A 16,298-nucleotide genomic window follows, 5' to 3' on the forward strand; every position below is an offset into this window, starting at 1 on the left:
GCGGCCGGGCGCCCCTCCTGGAGGAGGGGCGCCCGGCCGCGATGGTGGACGTCCGGGACTCAGCCGGTCAGAGCCGGCTCCCGGGCGGGGGCGACAGGACGGGAATCGTCCGGTCCGGTGGCGCCGGGCGCCCGCCGGACGGCCAGTACGGCCGCCAGCCCGAGGGTCGACCAGAGCGACAGCGTGAGTACGGCGCCGCCCGCCGCGCCGCCGTCGAAGAAGGCGACCGAGCGCAGCAGTGAGCCGCCCGCGCCCGGCGGGAGCCATTGGCCGATCGTCCCCACGGGCTCCGGCAGCAGCTCGGGCGCGCTGGTGACGCCGGAGAAGGAGTTCCCCAGCAGGACCATCAGCAGCGCGCCCACGCCGATGCCGCGCGGCCCGAGCAGGGCGGCGAGCCCGGCCACCGCCGAACCGATGGCCAGCACGGTCAGCGCGACCGCGCCCGCCTCGGCCCACCAGTCGCCCGCGAGCGCCCCGAGCCAGCTGTGCGCCACGCCCGTCACCGCGAGACCCGCCGACGCGGCCGAGCCGATCAGGGCGGCCGCGGCCCGTGCCCCGCGCAGTCCCGTCAGGGTGACCGCGGCGCCGGCCGCCATTCCCGCCAGGGCCAGGGGCAGCATGCTCGCGCCGAGCACGCCCCCGCGGGGGTCGCCGGAGGGCGCGGCCACCACATCGGTGACCCGGACCGCGGCGCCCTCGGGGGCGGAGGCGGTCACGGCCTCGCGCAGCAGCTGGGAGACGGCGGGGCTCGCGGCCGACGCGGTGAGCAGGTGCGGGCCCCGCGGGCCGGCGACGACGGCGCCGTAGACGACCCGGTCCTCCACGGCGGTGCGGGCGGCGGCCTCGTCGGCGAAGCGATGCACCTCGAAGGCGCCCTCCCGCCGATCGAGGCGCTGTTCCCACTGCTCGGCGGCCGGCGCCGGGCCCGCCACCCCGACCGGGAGGTCGCGCGGCGCGATCCGTGCGGCGGGCCAGGCGAACGCCCAGAGGGCGAGGGTCACCACCAGGGGGACCAGCAGGACCACCGCCATCGCGCGGCGGTTGGGTGCGGGGGGCATGCGAGGGCCTCGTTTCGTGGAGGGGAGGGGCTCGGCGGAGCGCCGCAGGGCCCGGGGGCGTCCGAAGGGGCTCGGGGAAGCGCCACAGGGCCCGGGGGAGCGTCCGGAGGGGAAGTCAAAAAGAAGGATCGTTCGTTTTACGTTTGGCCCCACTCTCGGCACTCTTCCTCCGATTGTCAAGAAGGAACGTTCGTTTTAAGTTGAGGGCATGGCTCGCGTATCCCAGGAACACCTCGACGCCCGCCGCCGTCAGATCCTCGACGGTGCGGCGCGCTGCTTCGCCCGCAACGGCTTCCACGGCACGTCCATGCAGGACGTCCTCAAGGAGGCGGGGCTGTCCGCCGGGGCGGTCTACCGCTACTTCCCCGGCAAGGAGGACATCATCGCGGCCATCACCGAGGGGACCTTCGACACCATCCGCGGGGCCTTCGAGGAGGCCGCCCGTACGACTCCGCCGCCCACCCCGGACGCGCTGCTCCGCCAGGTCCTCGGCGGGCTCCTCGCGGGCGGGGTGTGGGGCCTGGAGCGCCGCGCGTTCGCCGCGCTCGTCGTCCAGCTCTGGTCCGAGACGCTGCGTGACGAGCGGCTCGCCGCACTGCTGGACGAGGGGTACACCGCCATGCGCGGACTCTGGGCGGAGCTGGTGGACGCCTACCGGGCCGTCGGAACCCTGGCGGGCGACGTCCCGAGCGACCATGTGGCGCGCACGATGATCGCGACGGCACAGGGGTTCATCCTGCAGGAGGCGCTCTTCGGGGACGTGCGGCCGGATGTGCTGGAGGGCGGGTTGCGCGGGCTGATGGCCATGAAGACGCAAAAGACCGGTTAACACGCCGGAAAAACTTCCGCCCTAACGTGCAATGCCTGGGCCCGGGCGGCCACTTCGCCTTCAACGAATTGTTGAACGGGGGTAGGTTTCCGCTGCGTCCGGAGCCGGTGCCGGACGGAGGACGATGAGGTGGAAGCGTGCAACTGACCCCGCACGAGCAGGAACGCCTGCTCATCCATGTGGCCGCCGACGTGGCCGAGAAGCGCCGCGCACGCGGGCTGCGGCTCAACCACCCCGAGGCCGTCGCGCTCATCACCGCCCATCTGCTGGAAGGCGCCCGGGACGGCCGCACCGTCACCGAACTCATGGTTTCGGGGCGGACGTTGCTCACCCGCGACGACGTCATGGAGGGCATCCCCGAGATGCTCCACGACGTCCAGGTCGAGGCCACCTTCCCGGACGGCACGAAACTCGTCACCGTCCACGACCCGATCGTCTGACGGGGACGGCGCCGATGATTCCCGGAGAGATCCTGTACGGAGAAGGGGAGGTCCCCCTCAACGAGGGGCGCCCCGTCACCCGCCTCACCGTCCTCAACACCGCCGACCGCCCCGTCCAGGTCGGCTCCCACTACCACTTCGCCGAGGCCAACCCCGGGCTGCGCTTCGACCGCGCCGCCGCCCGCGGCCTGCGGCTCGGCATCGCGGCCGGCACCGCCGCCCGCTTCGAACCCGGCGTCCCCGTCGACGTCGAACTCGTCCCCCTCGCCGGCCGCCGCACCGTCCCCGGCCTGCGCGGCGAAACCGGAGGAGCCCTCGATGCCTGATCTCGACAGAGCCGTCTACGCCGACCTGTTCGGGCCCACCACGGGCGACCGCGTCCGGCTCGCCGACACCGACCTCTTCGTCGAGATCGAGGAGGACCGCTCGGGCGGCCCCGGCAACGCGGGCGACGAAGCGGTGTTCGGCGGTGGCAAGGTGATCCGCGAATCGATGGGCCAGGCCCGCACCACCCGGGCCGAGGGCGCGCCCGACACGGTCGTCACCGGGGTCGTCGTCATCGACCACTGGGGCATCGTCAAGGCCGACGTCGGCATCCGGGACGGACGGATCACCGGCATCGGCAAGGCCGGGAACCCCGACACCATGGACGGCGTCCACCCCGACCTGGTGATCGGGCCCGAGACCGAGATCATCGCCGGCAACGGCAAGCTGCTCACCGCCGGAGGGGTCGACGCCCACGTCCACTTCATCTCCCCCACCCTCGTCGACCAGGCGCTCGCCGCCGGCATCACCACCCTCGTCGGGGGCGGCACCGGGCCCGCCGAGGGCAGCAAGGCCACCACCGTCACCCCCGGCCCCTGGCACCTCGCCCGCATGTTCGAGGCGCTGGACGCCCTCCCCGTCAACATCGGGCTGCTCGGCAAGGGCAGCACGATGTCCCACGACGCCCTGTACTCCCAACTGCGCGGCGGAGCGCTGGGATTCAAGATCCACGAGGACTGGGGCGCCACGCCCGCCGTCATCGACGCCTGCCTCACCGTCTGCGAGCGGACGGGTGCGCAGCTCGCCCTCCACACGGACACCCTCAACGAGGCCGGGTTCGTCGCCGACACCCTCGCCGCCGTCGCCGGACGCACGATCCACGCGTACCACACCGAAGGCGCGGGCGGCGGGCACGCGCCCGACATCATCACCGTGGTCTCCGAGCCGTACGTCCTGCCCAGCTCGACCAACCCCACCCGGCCGCACACCGTCAACACCGTCGAGGAGCACCTCGACATGCTGATGGTCTGCCACCACCTCAACCCCGCCGTCCCCGAGGACCTGGCGTTCGCCGAATCCCGGATCCGGCCCTCCACCATCGCGGCCGAGGACATCCTGCACGACCTCGGAGCCATCTCGATCATCTCCTCCGACTCCCAGGCCATGGGGCGCATCGGCGAGGTGATCCTGCGGACCTGGCAGACCGCCCACGTGATGAAGAAGCGGCGCGGAGCGCTGCCCGGCGACGGCCGGGCCGACAACCACCGGGTCCGTCGCTATGTCGCCAAATACACCATCAACCCGGCGGTCGCCCAGGGGATGGGCGGTGAGATCGGTTCCGTGGAGACCGGCAAGCTCGCCGACCTCGTGCTCTGGGAACCGGCGTTCTTCGGCGTCAAGCCGCAGACCGTCATCAAGGGCGGCCAGATCGCGTACGCGCAGATGGGCGACGCCAACGCCTCCATCCCGACACCCCAGCCGGTCCTGCCCCGGCCGATGTTCGGCGCGTTGGGCCGGGCGGCGTCCCGGAGCTCGTTCACCTTCGTCTCCGCCGCCGCGATCGAGGACGGGCTGCCCGAACGGCTCGCCCTGGAGAAGCGGTTCGTGCCGATCGCCAGCACCCGGGGGGTCACCAAGGCGGACATGCGGGAGAACGACGCCGTGCCCCGCGTCGAGGTCGACCCCGACAGCTTCGCCGTCACCATCGACGGCGACCCGGTCGAGCCCGCACCGGTGGCGGAACTGCCCATGGCCCAGCGCTACTTCCTCTTCTGAGAGGCCCGCACCGTGTCCCGCGCCGCACTCCTCGTCCTCTCCGACGGCCGGTTCCCCGCCGGAGGCCACGCCCACTCCGGCGGCGCCGAACCGGCCGTCGCCGAGGGCCGCGTCCACGACGCCGACTCCCTCGCCGACTTCTGCCGGGGCCGGCTGCACACCGCGGGCCTCACCGCCGCCGCGCTCGCTGCGGCGGCGGCCCACGGACTCGACCCGCTCGTCCTCGACGGGGCCGCCGACGCCCGTACGCCCTCACCCGCCCTGCGGGCCACCGCCCGCAAGCTGGGCCGCCAGATGATGCGGGCCGCCCGCGCCACCTGGCCGAGCCCCGAACTGGACGCGCTCGCCCGGGCCCGGCCGCGCGGCGCCCACCAGCCCGTCGTCCTCGGACTCACCGCCCGGTCGGCGGGCCTGGGCCCCGAGGACGCCGCCCACTGGACCGCGTACGACACCGTGAGCGGCCCCGCCACCGCCGTCGTCCGCCTCCTCTCGCTCGACCCCTTCCACGCCACCGCCGTACTGGCCCGGCTCGCCCCCGAGGTGGACCGGGTCGCCGCGCAGGCCGCCGAGGCCGCCCGGCAGGGCATCGAGGCCCTGCCCGCCGCCTCGGCCCCGCTCCTCGACATCACCGCCGAGGCGCACGCCGCCTGGCCGGTCCGCCTCTTCGCCTCGTAGCGGCGGTTCCCGCAACCGCCTTCGCGACCCACGCCCTTCGAACACCACCGGAGCCCCCATGCACCTCGGACACGCCCACGGCGGCCCCGCCGCCGTCAGCGCCGACGCCACCCGCCCCGACGGCGCCCGCCGCGCGTTGCGCATCGGGCTCGGCGGCCCGGTCGGCTCCGGCAAGACCGCCACCGTCGCCGCCCTCTGCCGGGAGCTGCGCGACCGGCTCTCGATCGCCGTCGTGACCAACGACATCTACACCCGCGAGGACGCCGACTTCCTGCTCCGCCAAGCGGTCCTGCCGCCCGAGCGCATCCGGGCCGTCGAGACCGGCGCCTGCCCGCACACCGCGATCCGCGACGACATCTCCGCCAACCTCGAAGCCGTCGAGGAGCTGGAGGAGACGACCGGCCCCCTCGACCTGATCCTCGTGGAGTCCGGCGGGGACAACCTCACCGCCACCTTCTCCAAAGGCCTGGTCGACGCCCAGATCTTCGTCATCGACGTGGCCGGCGGCGACGACATCCCCCGCAAGGGCGGCCCCGGCGTCACCACCGCCGACCTCCTCGTCGTCAACAAGACCGACCTCGCCCCCCACGTCGGCTCCGACCTGGAACGGATGGCCCAGGACGCCGAGAAGCAGCGCGGCGGACTCCCCGTCGCCTTCACCTCGTTGACCTCGGCCGAAGGCGTCGGGCCGGTCGCCGACTGGGTGCGGGCACAGCTCGCCGCCTGGACCGCGTGAGCGTCCACGCGCGGGCCCGGCTCCGCGCCGAGCCGGACGGGCGGGGCGGGAGCGCCCTGCCCGTCCTGGTGAGCGACGGCCCGCTCGCCCTGCGCCGCACCCGCGCCCCGCGGCCCACGTACGCCCGGGTCACCGTCGTCGGCGCCATGAGCGCCCCGCTCAACGGCGACCGGCTGGCGATCGAGGCCGAGATCGCGGACGGCGCACGCCTCACCGTCGACGCGGCCGCGGCCACCATCGCCCTCCCCGGGCCCCGGGCGGAGACGGGGCCGTCCACGTACACGGTGGACCTGCGCGTGGGGGAGGGGGCCGTCCTGCGCTGGCTGCCCGAACAACTCGTCTCCGCCCGAGGCAGCGACCTGCACCAGACCACCCGGGTCGAACTCGCCTCCACCGCCCGCCTGCTGCTGCGCGAGGAGCAGATCCTCGGCCGCCACGACGAACCCGCCGGCGCGCTCACCACCCGCCTCACCGTCCACCGCGCGGGCCACCCCCTCCTCGACCAGCAACTGGCGTACGGCCCCGGCGCGCCCGCCGGCTGGAACGGCCCCGCCGTCCTCGCCGGCCACCGGGCGGCCGGCCAACTCCTCCTCGCCGACCCGGCCTTCGAGGAGGCCCCGCCCCCGGCGCGCCTCCTCGGCCCCACCGCCGCCCTCACCCCGCTGGCCGGCCCCGCCGTCCTGGTGACCGCCCTGGCCCCCGACGCCCGGCTGCTGCGCGGAATCCTGGACGATGCGGTGCGCGGGCTGCTGGACGGGCTGAAGGAGGGCTTTGGCGGCTGAGTCCGCTCAGCGAACGCCCTTCACCGGTTATGGGTTCGGTAAAGAAACAGGTGTACGCCCTGGCCCCGGGCGCCCCGCAGGCGCGAGGATCCCCGCTACGTACCGATGACCTCGCCGTCCCTCGGCGGGGGATCGGATGAAGGGGGAGGTTCCACGTGAGACGTACCACGGTGCTCGGCTCGGCCGGGGCTCTCGTCGCGGGCACGCTCATAGCGGGGGCGATGGCCGCACCCGCCGCGAGCGCCGACGGCCGCCGTCACGGGCGGGGCGACGCGGAGGCGCGCGGGGTCGCGGTCGCGGCGCACCGGGCGGCGCAGACCGGGATCGACTGGAAGGACTGCCCGGCGGACTGGGGGCTGGCCGCCCCCATCCAGTGCGGCTGGGTGACCGTGCCGCTCGACTACGCCGAGCCGTACGGCAAGAAGATCAAGCTCGCCGTCGACCGGCACGTCAGCACCGGCACGGAGCGCGAACGCCAGGGCGCGCTGCTCTACAACCCGGGCGGCCCCGGCGGCTCGGGCATGCGCTTTCCCACCCGGATCACCAACAAGAACCCGCTGTGGGCGAAGACCGCGAAGGCGTACGACTTCGTCGGCTTCGACCCGCGCGGCGTCGGCCGCTCGGCCCCGATCTCCTGCGTGGACCCGCAGGAGTTCGTCAAGGCCCCCAAGGCCGACCCGGTCCCCGACGGCGAGGCCGACAAGCGGGCCCAGCGCAAGCTGGCCCGCGAGTACGCCGAGGGGTGCGGCGAGCGCAGCGGCGCGATGCTGCCGCACATGACCACGCCGAACACGGCACGCGACCTGGACGTCATCCGGGCCGCGCTCGGGGAGGAGAAGCTCAACTTCCTCGGCGTCTCCTACGGCACCTACCTGGGCGCCGTCTACGGCACGCTCTTCCCGGACCACGTGCGGCGCATGGTCGTCGACAGCGTGGTCGACCCGTCGCGGAAGAACATCTGGTACCGGGCGAACCTGAACCAGGACATCGCCTTCCAGACGCGCTGGGACGACTGGAAGGCGTGGGTCGCGCAGCACGACGCCGTCTACGGCATCGGCGACACCCCGCAGAAGGTCGAGCAGGCGTGGCTGGAGCTGCGGGCCGCCGCCAAGAAGAAGCCCATCGGGGGCGTCGTCGGACCCGCCGAGCTCATCGGCTTCTTCCAGAGCGCGCCGTACTACGACTCCGCCTGGGCCCCCACCGCCAAGACCTGGAGCGCCTACCGGGCCGGTGACACCCAGGCGTTGGTCGACGCCGCCGCCCCCGACATGAGCGACCTCGCGGGCAACGCCGCCGCCGAGAACGGCAACGCGGTCTACAGCGCCGTCGAGTGCGCCGACGCCCCGTGGCCCACCGACTGGCGCACCTGGGACCGGGACAACACCCGGCTGCACGAGAAGTACCCGTTCATGACGTGGGCCAACGCCTGGATGAACCTGCCCTGCGCCACCTGGCCGTCCCAGCAGCACACACCGCTGGACGTGAAGACCCGCAAGGGCCTGCCGCCGGTCCTCATCGTGCAGTCCACCCGCGACGCCGCCACCCCGTACGCGGGCGCGGTCGAGCTGCACAAGCGGTTCAAGGGCTCCCGGCTCATCACCGAGAAGGACGCCGGATCCCACGGCGTCACCGGACTGGTCAACCCCTGCGTCAACGAGCGGGTGGACGCCTACCTGCTCACCGGGGAGACCGGTCGGCACGACGTGACGTGCGCCCCGCACGCCACGCCGAAGCCGTAGACCACGCGCAAGGCGTACGACCGGGGACCGCTCAGCGCCGCCCCCGGTCGTACGCCTCCAGCCAGGCGTCCTCCGCCGCGTAGTCGAACAGGGCCTCGCCGTAGTTCCTGTGCATCTTCGGGAACGCCTCGCGCCAGTCGCGCCCCGCCAGCTCCCCGGCGATCCACTCGACCGTCTCCGGCAGCGACTGCGCGTACCCGGTCACCGGCCGGTAGCCGAGCTGTTCCTCGGCGGCCCTCATGTCGTAGACCACCGGGTGGGCACCGCTCCACGGCGTCTCCCCGACCCCTCCCTCGGGCGGCGGGCCGTCGAGCGGCACCGTCTCCGTCTCCCGGCCGAACACCGCGTCGATCGCCGACGCGATCTCCGCGACCGTGGGGGCCTCGGGGTCGCCCGCGTTCAGCAGCCGGGAGGCCGGCCGGGCGGCGGCGAGCCGGACCAGCTCCGCAGCGTTGGACACATGGACCGGGTGGAAGCGGCTCTCGCCCCCGTACGCGAGCACCCGTCGCCTCCGGCCGTCCAGCAGCCGCTTCACGAAGTACAGCTCGCGCGGGGTGCGGCAGTACGGGCCGTGGACCGCGCCCGCCCGCAGCAGCGTCACCGGCAGCGCGTCGCCCGCCGCCAGCAGCTCCCGCTCCAGCAGGACCTTGCGCGTCCCGTACGTGGTCCCACCCGGCGCCACCGTGGCCTGCGTCTCCGCCAGCGGCACCGGGAAGCGGGGGAAGCCGTCCGGTTCGGCCTGGGTGTCGAAGCTGCGGCCCCGATCGTCCTCGTACACCGCGCCGCTGGAGATCACCACGGCGGACCCGACCCGGCCGGCCAGCCCCGTCAGCTGCCGGGCGTGCGCCCCGTCGAACGCCACCATGTCGACCAGGACGTCACAGCCGTCGCCCAGCGCCTTCTCCAGCGCCCCCTCCTCGTCCCGGTCGACCGCCACCGCGCGCACCCCGGCGTCCCACGTCCCGTCCCGGTCCCCGCCGCGCGAGGCCGCGGTGACCTCCCAGCCGTCCGCGGCCAGCGCCCGCACAGCGGCCCGCCCGATCTGACCCGTCGCTCCCAGCACCCATGCGTGTCCTCTGCTCATGGAGGCGACGCTAGGGGAGGGCGCCCGCTCGGGCGAGGCTGCTCTGCCGGTGGCGTATTCGCGCTCAGCGTCGCAGCTTCGGGAACTTCCTCGGCGGTACGGCGTCCTGCTCGGCCGCCTTCACCTTGGCCGCGTACTCGTCCACGTACTCCTGACCGGAGAGTTCGAGGATCGCGTACATGATCTCGTCCGTCACGGCCCGGATCGCGGCCTTCTGGCTCTCCATGCCCGCGTACCGGGAGAAGTCCAACGGCTCGCCGAACCGGATCGCGACCCGCTTGATCTTCGGCACGACCTGGCCGGGCGGCTGGATCTCGAAGGTGCCGACCATGGCGCAGGGGACCACCGGCACGCCCGCGGTGATCGCCATCACCGCGACCCCGACCTTGCCCTTGTAGAGCCGGCCGTCGTGCGAGCGGGTGCCCTCCGGGTAGATCCCCAGCAGCTCGCCCTTGCCCAGCACGCCGAGCCCCTCGCGGATGGCGGCCCGCCCCGCGTCCTTCCCGGACCGGTCCACCGGGATCTGGCCCGCGCTGCGGAAGAAGGCGGCGGTGAGCCGGCCCTTGATCCCGGGGCCCGTGAAGTACTCGGCCTTCGCCAGGAAGGTGATGCGGCGCTTGAGGATCGCCGGCATCAGGAAATGGTCGGAGAAGGAGAGGTGGTTGCCCGCGACGATCGCCGCGCCGTCCTCCGGGATGTTCTCCAGACCCTCGATGCGAGGACGGAACAGCAGCCTCAGCACAGGTCCCAGCACGATGTGTTTCAGGACGTAATAGAACACGTTGAGGGCGCACCTCGCTCTGCCGGGCCGACTCGGGACCGCTCGCTCACCCCGACGCGGTGGTGCCGGGGAGCCACAGCGTAGGCCCCGGCGCCCCGTGCGACCGGGATGAACCGGTTCCTCGACTCGTACCCGCCACGGGGCCCGTCAGGCGTGGTCACCCCGTCCGCGGCGCTCAGGTGTCCTGGGTGGCCAGCATGCCGAGGGCGCACAGCCCCAGCACCACCCAGCCGAACCAGAGCCAGCCGCTGCTTCCCAGCGCCACCGTGTACGCGGTCACCGCGACCAGCGCCCCGACGGTCAGGTATCCCATGGTCTTCGTCGATCCGGACATGCGCGCACGCTCCTCGTCGGCCGCGCGGCCGTTCCCACCATGGTCGCCCCGAACGCGCCCTCCGCGCTACTGTCCGCGCGCCTGCAAAGAGGCGAGATAGGCGTTGTACGCCTCCAGCTCCTTGTCGCCGTCGCGGTCGGCGGCCCGGTCCGTGCGTCGGGCGACGCGCTGCTCGGAGTTGTACCACTGGTAGACCAGCGCGATCAGCACCAGCACGGAGGGGATCTCGCTGAACGCCCAGGCGATGCCCCCCGCCCAGTTCTGGTCGCTCAGGGCGTCGATGCCCAGCGAGGCCGGCGGGTTCCGGTACGTCTCCACCATCGGCGTCGACGCCATCATGAGCGCGATCCCGAAGAAGGCGTGGAACGGCATCCCGGCGAACAGCTCCAGCATCCGCATCAGGTAGCCGGGCCGGTGCGGCCCCGGGTCCACGCCCATGATCGGCCAGAAGAAGACCAGGCCGACCGCGAGGAAGTGCACCATCATCCCGAGGTGGCCCGGCTTGGAACCCATCAGGAAATCGAAGACCGGGGTGAAGTACAGCGCGTAGAGGCTCGCGATGAACAGCGGGATCGTGAACACCGGATGCGTGATGATCTTCATGTATCGGCTGTGCAGCAGCTTCAGCAGCAGCTCGCGCGGTCCGGTCCGCCCCCGGCCGGCCGGCGGCAGCGCGCGCAGCGCCAGCGTCACCGGGGCGCCCAGCAGCAGGAGGATCGGCGACAGCATGCTGATCACCATGTGCTGCACCATGTGCACGCTGAACATGACCATGCCGTAGTCGTTGAGCTTGGTGCACATCACCAGCGCGATGCTCAGCACGCCCACGGTGAAGAACACGATCCGGTTCACCGGCCAGCCGTCCCCGCGCCGACGCAGCCGCACCACGCCGTACCCGTACAGGGCGAGCGCCAGGAGGCAGCCGGTCAGGAAGAACGGCTCGACGGAGAGCTCCAGCCCCCGCCCCAGCGTGAACGGCGGCAGATCCATGTTCATGCCGTGCCCGCTGTGATCCATCAGTTCGCTCCCGATGGGGACGCGTCCCCGTTTCGTGCCGGTTGTCCGGTCCAGAGTAGAACTGCCCCCGGCCGCGGATGCGGCCGGGGGCAGTTCTGGGCGGGTGTGTCCCTCTCTCCGGAGGACGCACTCCCTCCCTAGAGCACGCACTCCGCCTCGGCGTACCGCTCGGCCGGGACCGTCTTCAGCGTCTCGACCGCCTCCGCCAGCGGGACCATCACGATGTCGGTGCCGCGCAGCGCGGTCAGCATCCCGAATTCGCTCCGGTGCGCCGCCTCCACCGCGTGCCAGCCGAACCGGGTCGCCAGGACCCGGTCGTACGCGGTCGGCGTGCCGCCGCGCTGGACGTGGCCGAGTATGACCGGGCGGGCCTCCTTGCCGAGCCGCTGCTCCAGCTCGCCGGAGAGCTGGGTCGCCACCCCGGCGAACCGCTCGTGGCCGTAGACGTCCTTGACGCCCTGCTCGAACTGCATGGAGCCCTCACGGGGCTTGGCGCCTTCGGCGACCACCACGATGGCGAACTTCTTGCCGGCCGAGAAACGCTTGCCGACCAGCTCGGTCAGCTCCTCGATGTCGAAGGGGCGCTCGGGCACCACGATGGCGTGGGCCCCGGCGGCCATCCCGGAGTGCAGCGCGATCCAGCCGGTGTGACGCCCCATGACCTCGACGATCAGCACCCGCTGGTGCGACTCGGCGGTGGTCTTCAGACGGTCCAGCGCCTCGGTGGCGACGCCGACGGCGGTGTCGAAGCCGAAGGTGACGTCGGTGGAGGCGATGTCGTTGTCGATGGTCTTGGGGACGCCGACGATCGGGAGCCCGGCCTCGGAGAGGAGGTGGGCGGCCTTCAGGGTGCCCTCGCCGCCGATCGGGATGACGGCGTCGAGACCGAGGTCCGCGACATGGCCGCGGGCGCGCTCGACCCCGTCACGCAGATGCGCGGGCTGGACACGGGAGGAGCCGAGGATCGTGCCGCCGCGGGCCAGGATGCCGCCCACCGCGTCGAGATCGAGCTTGCGGTAGTCGCACTCCAGCAGGCCCTTCCAGCCGTCGTGGAATCCGATGACCTCGTCGCCGTGGTCCACCACCGCGCGATGGACCACGGAACGGATGACGGCGTTGAGGCCGGGGCAGTCGCCGCCGGAGGTGAGTACACCAATGCGCATGGCCCGAGAACCTTTGCAACGTTTAGTCGACGACCGGACCACGTCGTCCGGTTGGATCCCCGCCACCCTACCGGCGCAGGGTGGCGGGACCGAACCGGCCGTCCGCCTGCTGGACTCCGCTCGATCGAGCGGGAAACCCCTCAGGCGGACGCCGCTCAAGCGAGCGGAAAACGCCTCATCAGGCGGGCTGTGTGGCCGCCGCGATCCGCTCCGCGCGCAGCGCCTCGTACCAGCGGTCGTCGGTGGGCGGCAGCGCGTTCACGTCCAGGGCCAGCTTCAGCAGCAGATCGGCGATCTGCGGGTTGCGCGCCAGCACCGGACCGTGCATGTACGTCCCGAAGACCGTGTCGTTGAACGCGCCCTCCGTGCCGTCCCCGGTGCCGTTGCCGTTGCCGAACCGCACCCGGGCGAACGGCCGCGCCGTGGGTCCCAGGTGGGTGACGCCCTGGTGGTTCTCGAACCCGGTCAGCGGTTCCAGCCCGAGCTGGGGGTCGATGTCCCCCAGGACGTCGCCGACGCACCGCGCGCCCTCGCCGCGGGTGGAGACCACGTCGAGCAGACCGAGGCCCTGCTCGCGCTCGCCGAGGTCGTTGACGAACTCGTGGCCGAGGATCTGGTAGCCCGCGCAGACCGAGAAGATGATCGCGCCGTTGGAGGCGGCCCGGCTGAGCCCCCCGTCCCGCCGAAGCCGCTCGGCCGCGAGCCGCTGCGGCCGGTCCTCGCCGCCGCCGATCAGATAGATGTCGCCGGACGTCGGCACCGGCTGGTCGCTGCGCACGTCCACGCGCTGCACGTCCAGACCGCGCTGCCGGGCCCGCCGCTCCACGACCAGCGCGTTGCCCTGGTCGCCGTAGGTGCTGAGGAGGTCGGGGTAGACCCAGACCAGACGCAGACCGTTGTTGCTCATGCTTCGTCCTCTCCGGAGGTGGCCGGGGCCGGGGTCAGTTGCCGACACGACGGCGCAGATCCTGGAAGGCGGTGTAGTTGGCGATGACCTCGATGCGGCCGGGCGGGGCGTACTGCACGGCCTCGTCGAGCGTCTCGCAGACCCGGAAGTCGAGACCGGCCACTTCGAGGCGGACCGCGAGGTCCAGTTTCCGGTCGCCGAGCACGAAGATCGGGTGGCCCGCCAGCTGGGTGTAGTCCACGTCCCACAGCCAGGAGGTGTCGGTGCCGTCCGCGCCGCGGGCGTTGACCGAGAGGATCACCGGCGTGGGCGGCGGGTCGATCAGTGAGAACGTCTCCAGCCACCCGGCCGGGTTCTTCGCCAGCAGCAGGCGCAGCTCGCGGTTCTGGAAGGTGACGACGTCGTAGCGCCCGGCCACCGCCTGCACCTGGTACATCCGCTCCAGGGCGACCTGCGGGGGCACCCCGAAGACGGCGGCCACGGCGGCCGACGTCGCGGCGTTCGCCTTGTTCGCCCGGCCCGGCAGCTGGAGGTGGATCGGCCATGCCGAACCGTGCGGGTCCAGGACGTAGTCGCCGTTGAGCGCCCAGCTCGGGGCGGGGCGGCGGAAGCCGCACTGCCCGCAGAACCAGTCGTCGCCGGGCCGCTGCATCACACCGCCGCAGGACGGGCAGGACCAGGCGTCGTCCTTCCACGCCTGGCCGGCCGCCACCCACACCACGTTCGGCGAGGAGGAGGCCGCCCAGACGACCAGCGGGTCGTCCGCGTTGGCGATGACCACGGCCTTCGAGCCGGACAGGCCCTCGCGCCAGTGCTCGGCCATCATCCGGGTCTCGGCCGCGCGGTCCAGCTGGTCGCGCGAGAGGTTGAGCAGGGCGATCGCCTTGGGCGTGGTGTCGCGGGCGACCCCCGCCAGGTACTTCTCGTCCACCTCGATCACGCCGAACTTCGCGTCCGAGCCGCCGGCCAGCGCCGAGGTGATGCCCGCGGGCATGTTGGCGCCGAGCGCGTTCGACACGACGGGCCCGGCGGCCCGCAGCGCCTCGGCGATCAGCCGAGTGGTGGTCGTCTTGCCGTTCGTCGCCGACACGAGGATCACGTCCAGGTGCTGCGCCAGCCGCCCCAGCAGGTCGGGGTCGAGCTTGAGCGCCACCCGGCCGCCGATCACCGATCCGCTGCCCCGCCCCGCGGCGCGTGACACCGCCGCCGCGGCCTTGCCCGCCGTCACGGCCAGCTTGGCCCGCGGCGACAACGGCTCCGTGTTGCCTGCCATCGTCCTAGATCCTCCTTGCATCGGTCCGCGCCCAGCCTATCGATGTCCCGCGCCACGGCCGCACCGCGGCACCGGGGGAACGCCCCGGTCCCGGCGGAACGTACGCTTGCCGCCATGCGAAACCGCCCGATCCCCGGCAGTTCCGGACTCGTCCGTGAGATGAGTCTGTTCGGCGACCCGTTGCTCCATCGCGGCTGCGAGGACGTCACGGACTTCGGCCCGTCGCTGGCCCGGCTGGTCGAGGACATGTTCGCCACGATGTACGCCGCACGGGGTGTCGGGCTCGCCGCCAACCAGATCGGCGTCCCGCTCAAGGTGTTCGTCTACGACTGCCCGGACGACGACGATGTCCGCCATCTGGGACACGTGGTCAATCCCGAGCTGGTCGAGGCGGACGGACTCACCGTACGCGGACCGGAGGGCTGTCTGTCACTTCCGGGGCTGGAAGCGGGCACGGAACGCTTCGACCACGCGGTCGTCGAGGGGCTGACGATGACCGGCGAACCGGTCCGGATCGCCGGAACGGGATGGTTCGCCCGGTGCCTCCAGCACGAGTGCGACCACTTGGCGGGCACCGTCTACACCGACCGGCTGACCGGGCTGCGGCGCGCCAGGGCGCTGCGGGCGGCGCGCAGGGCCCCCTGGGCGCGAAGAGGCTGAGTCCCGGTTCGCGAGGCTGAGTCCCGGTCCGGACGGCTGCCGGGGCCGTCCGGAGCTCCGCTCAGAAACCCGGGCCGTCCTGGAGGTCGCCCGCCTCCGCGAGCCTTCCCCACAGCAGATCGGCCAGGGCTCGGACCAGGTGTTCGCGGGAGCAGGGCCGGTCGCCGAGCCACCAGTCGCCCGCCGCGTGCATCATGCCGACGATCCCGTGGCCCCAGATGCGGGCGGTCCGCTCGCTGTCGGGGCCCAGGTCGACCCGCTCGGCGATCACCTGGCCCAGCTCCTCGCCGAGGCGGCGCAGCAGCGGGACGGAGTGCCGGCCGACGTCGAAGCCCTGCTCGGAGGAGGCGTCGGCGGGGGAGGCGTCGGCCGGCCCGTCGGCGGGGTGCATCAGGAAGCGGTAGACCTGGGGGCGGGCCTCGATCGCGGCGAGATAGGTCTCCAGCGTGGCCTCCACCCGCCGGCGCCGGTCGGCCGGCGCGTCCAGGGCGGCCCGCAGGGCGCTGAGCAGTGCGTCGGTGTGGCGGGTGGCCAGCGCGCGGTAGAGGCCGCCCTTGTCCCCGAAGTGGCGGTAGAGGATGGGCTTGGTGATCCCGGCCTCGGCGGCGATGGCGTTCATCGAGGCGTGCGGTCCGTCCCTGAGCACCACCCGGTCCGCCGCTTCCAGCAACTCGCGCCTACGGCTCTCGGCCGCGGTCCGCTGCCGCTCGGCGTTTCGTGCGGTCTCCATGTCGTCTTCTTCTCCCACCCCTGGCCACGCGATGCGTCGCATCGCTCCTG

At 72.9% G+C, this 16,298-nt stretch carries 18 protein-coding genes; 9 read left to right on the top strand and 9 right to left on the bottom strand.

Annotated features, from left to right (window positions below; translation table 11 throughout):
* Window positions 1–59: 59 nt before the first annotated feature.
* Window positions 60–1,058, bottom strand: coding sequence for an ABC transporter permease (locus ACH4K1_RS21765; RefSeq protein WP_398090921.1), 999 nt, complete (start codon window positions 1,056–1,058; stop codon window positions 60–62).
* 208 nt (window positions 1,059–1,266) lie between these two features.
* On the opposite strand from ACH4K1_RS21765, the gene ACH4K1_RS21770 reads away from it, so the two are divergent.
* The 8 genes from ACH4K1_RS21770 (at window position 1,267) to ACH4K1_RS21805 (ending at window position 8,299) form a co-directional block, all read left to right on the top strand.
* The gene (locus ACH4K1_RS21770) at window positions 1,267–1,887 is read left to right on the top strand and encodes a TetR/AcrR family transcriptional regulator (RefSeq protein ID WP_398090922.1); all 621 of its coding nucleotides are present in this window, start codon (window positions 1,267–1,269) and stop codon (window positions 1,885–1,887) included.
* 137 nt (window positions 1,888–2,024) lie between these two features.
* Entirely contained in the window at window positions 2,025–2,327 is a 303-nt protein-coding gene (locus tag ACH4K1_RS21775; protein WP_398090923.1) for an urease subunit gamma, read from the top strand.
* A 14-nt stretch (window positions 2,328–2,341) separates the two neighbouring features.
* Window positions 2,342–2,653, top strand: a complete 312-nt coding sequence (locus ACH4K1_RS21780) for an urease subunit beta (RefSeq protein WP_398090924.1) — start codon at window positions 2,342–2,344, stop codon at window positions 2,651–2,653.
* The gene (locus ACH4K1_RS21785; RefSeq protein ID WP_398090925.1) at window positions 2,646–4,367 is read left to right on the top strand and encodes an urease subunit alpha; all 1,722 of its coding nucleotides are present in this window, start codon (window positions 2,646–2,648) and stop codon (window positions 4,365–4,367) included. Before ACH4K1_RS21780 ends, ACH4K1_RS21785 begins: the two co-directional genes overlap by 8 nt.
* A gap of 12 nt (window positions 4,368–4,379) precedes the next feature.
* Window positions 4,380–5,042, top strand: coding sequence for an urease accessory protein UreF (locus ACH4K1_RS21790; protein WP_398090926.1), 663 nt, complete (start codon window positions 4,380–4,382; stop codon window positions 5,040–5,042).
* A 58-nt stretch (window positions 5,043–5,100) separates the two neighbouring features.
* Window positions 5,101–5,778 carry an urease accessory protein UreG gene (gene ureG / locus ACH4K1_RS21795; RefSeq protein WP_398090927.1) on the top strand — a complete coding sequence of 226 codons (678 nt, stop codon included), beginning with the start codon at window positions 5,101–5,103 and terminating at the stop codon, window positions 5,776–5,778.
* Window positions 5,775–6,560: an urease accessory protein UreD gene (locus ACH4K1_RS21800; RefSeq protein ID WP_398090928.1), complete on the top strand. Its 786-nt coding sequence runs from the start codon at window positions 5,775–5,777 to the stop codon at window positions 6,558–6,560. The genes ureG and ACH4K1_RS21800 overlap by 4 nt, the downstream gene beginning before the upstream one ends.
* A 155-nt stretch (window positions 6,561–6,715) precedes the next feature.
* Window positions 6,716–8,299, top strand: a complete 1,584-nt coding sequence (locus ACH4K1_RS21805) for an alpha/beta hydrolase (protein WP_398090929.1) — start codon at window positions 6,716–6,718, stop codon at window positions 8,297–8,299.
* A 31-nt stretch (window positions 8,300–8,330) separates the two neighbouring features.
* On the opposite strand, the gene ACH4K1_RS21810 is transcribed toward ACH4K1_RS21805, so the two are convergent.
* From ACH4K1_RS21810 to ACH4K1_RS21840, 7 genes are all read right to left on the bottom strand, one after another.
* Window positions 8,331–9,362: an NAD-dependent epimerase/dehydratase family protein gene (locus ACH4K1_RS21810; RefSeq protein ID WP_398090993.1), complete on the bottom strand. Its 1,032-nt coding sequence runs from the start codon at window positions 9,360–9,362 to the stop codon at window positions 8,331–8,333.
* Between the two features lie 85 nt (window positions 9,363–9,447).
* Window positions 9,448–10,164 (bottom strand): lysophospholipid acyltransferase family protein, encoded by a 717-nt coding sequence (locus ACH4K1_RS21815; RefSeq protein ID WP_398090930.1) that lies wholly within the window; start codon window positions 10,162–10,164, stop codon window positions 9,448–9,450.
* 175 nt (window positions 10,165–10,339) lie between these two features.
* Complete coding sequence (locus tag ACH4K1_RS21820) at window positions 10,340–10,498, bottom strand: hypothetical protein (RefSeq protein WP_228992339.1); 159 nt, start codon at window positions 10,496–10,498, stop codon at window positions 10,340–10,342.
* A 66-nt stretch (window positions 10,499–10,564) separates the two neighbouring features.
* Window positions 10,565–11,515 (bottom strand): cytochrome c oxidase assembly protein, encoded by a 951-nt coding sequence (locus ACH4K1_RS21825; protein ID WP_398090931.1) that lies wholly within the window; start codon window positions 11,513–11,515, stop codon window positions 10,565–10,567.
* Window positions 11,516–11,652: 137 nt separating this feature from the next.
* The gene (locus tag ACH4K1_RS21830) at window positions 11,653–12,678 is read right to left on the bottom strand and encodes a 6-phosphofructokinase (RefSeq protein ID WP_398090932.1); all 1,026 of its coding nucleotides are present in this window, start codon (window positions 12,676–12,678) and stop codon (window positions 11,653–11,655) included.
* Window positions 12,679–12,856: 178 nt separating this feature from the next.
* On the bottom strand, window positions 12,857–13,585 hold the full coding sequence (locus tag ACH4K1_RS21835) for a type 1 glutamine amidotransferase (protein WP_398090933.1): 729 nt from the start codon (window positions 13,583–13,585) through the stop codon (window positions 12,857–12,859).
* Between the two features lie 34 nt (window positions 13,586–13,619).
* On the bottom strand, window positions 13,620–14,858 hold the full coding sequence (locus ACH4K1_RS21840) for a MurT ligase domain-containing protein (RefSeq protein ID WP_228992343.1): 1,239 nt from the start codon (window positions 14,856–14,858) through the stop codon (window positions 13,620–13,622).
* A 114-nt stretch (window positions 14,859–14,972) separates the two neighbouring features.
* Here ACH4K1_RS21840 and def point away from each other — a divergent pair, with 114 nt between their 5' ends.
* Complete coding sequence (def, locus tag ACH4K1_RS21845; RefSeq protein ID WP_398090934.1) at window positions 14,973–15,518, top strand: peptide deformylase; 546 nt, start codon at window positions 14,973–14,975, stop codon at window positions 15,516–15,518.
* 61 nt (window positions 15,519–15,579) lie between these two features.
* On the opposite strand, the gene ACH4K1_RS21850 is transcribed toward def, so the two are convergent.
* Window positions 15,580–16,248: a TetR family transcriptional regulator gene (locus tag ACH4K1_RS21850; protein ID WP_398090935.1), complete on the bottom strand. Its 669-nt coding sequence runs from the start codon at window positions 16,246–16,248 to the stop codon at window positions 15,580–15,582.
* Between the last annotated feature and the right edge of the window lie 50 nt (window positions 16,249–16,298).

Source organism: Streptomyces sp. NPDC017448 (genome assembly GCF_044330565.1).
Lineage (GTDB): Bacteria > Actinomycetota > Actinomycetes > Streptomycetales > Streptomycetaceae > Streptomyces.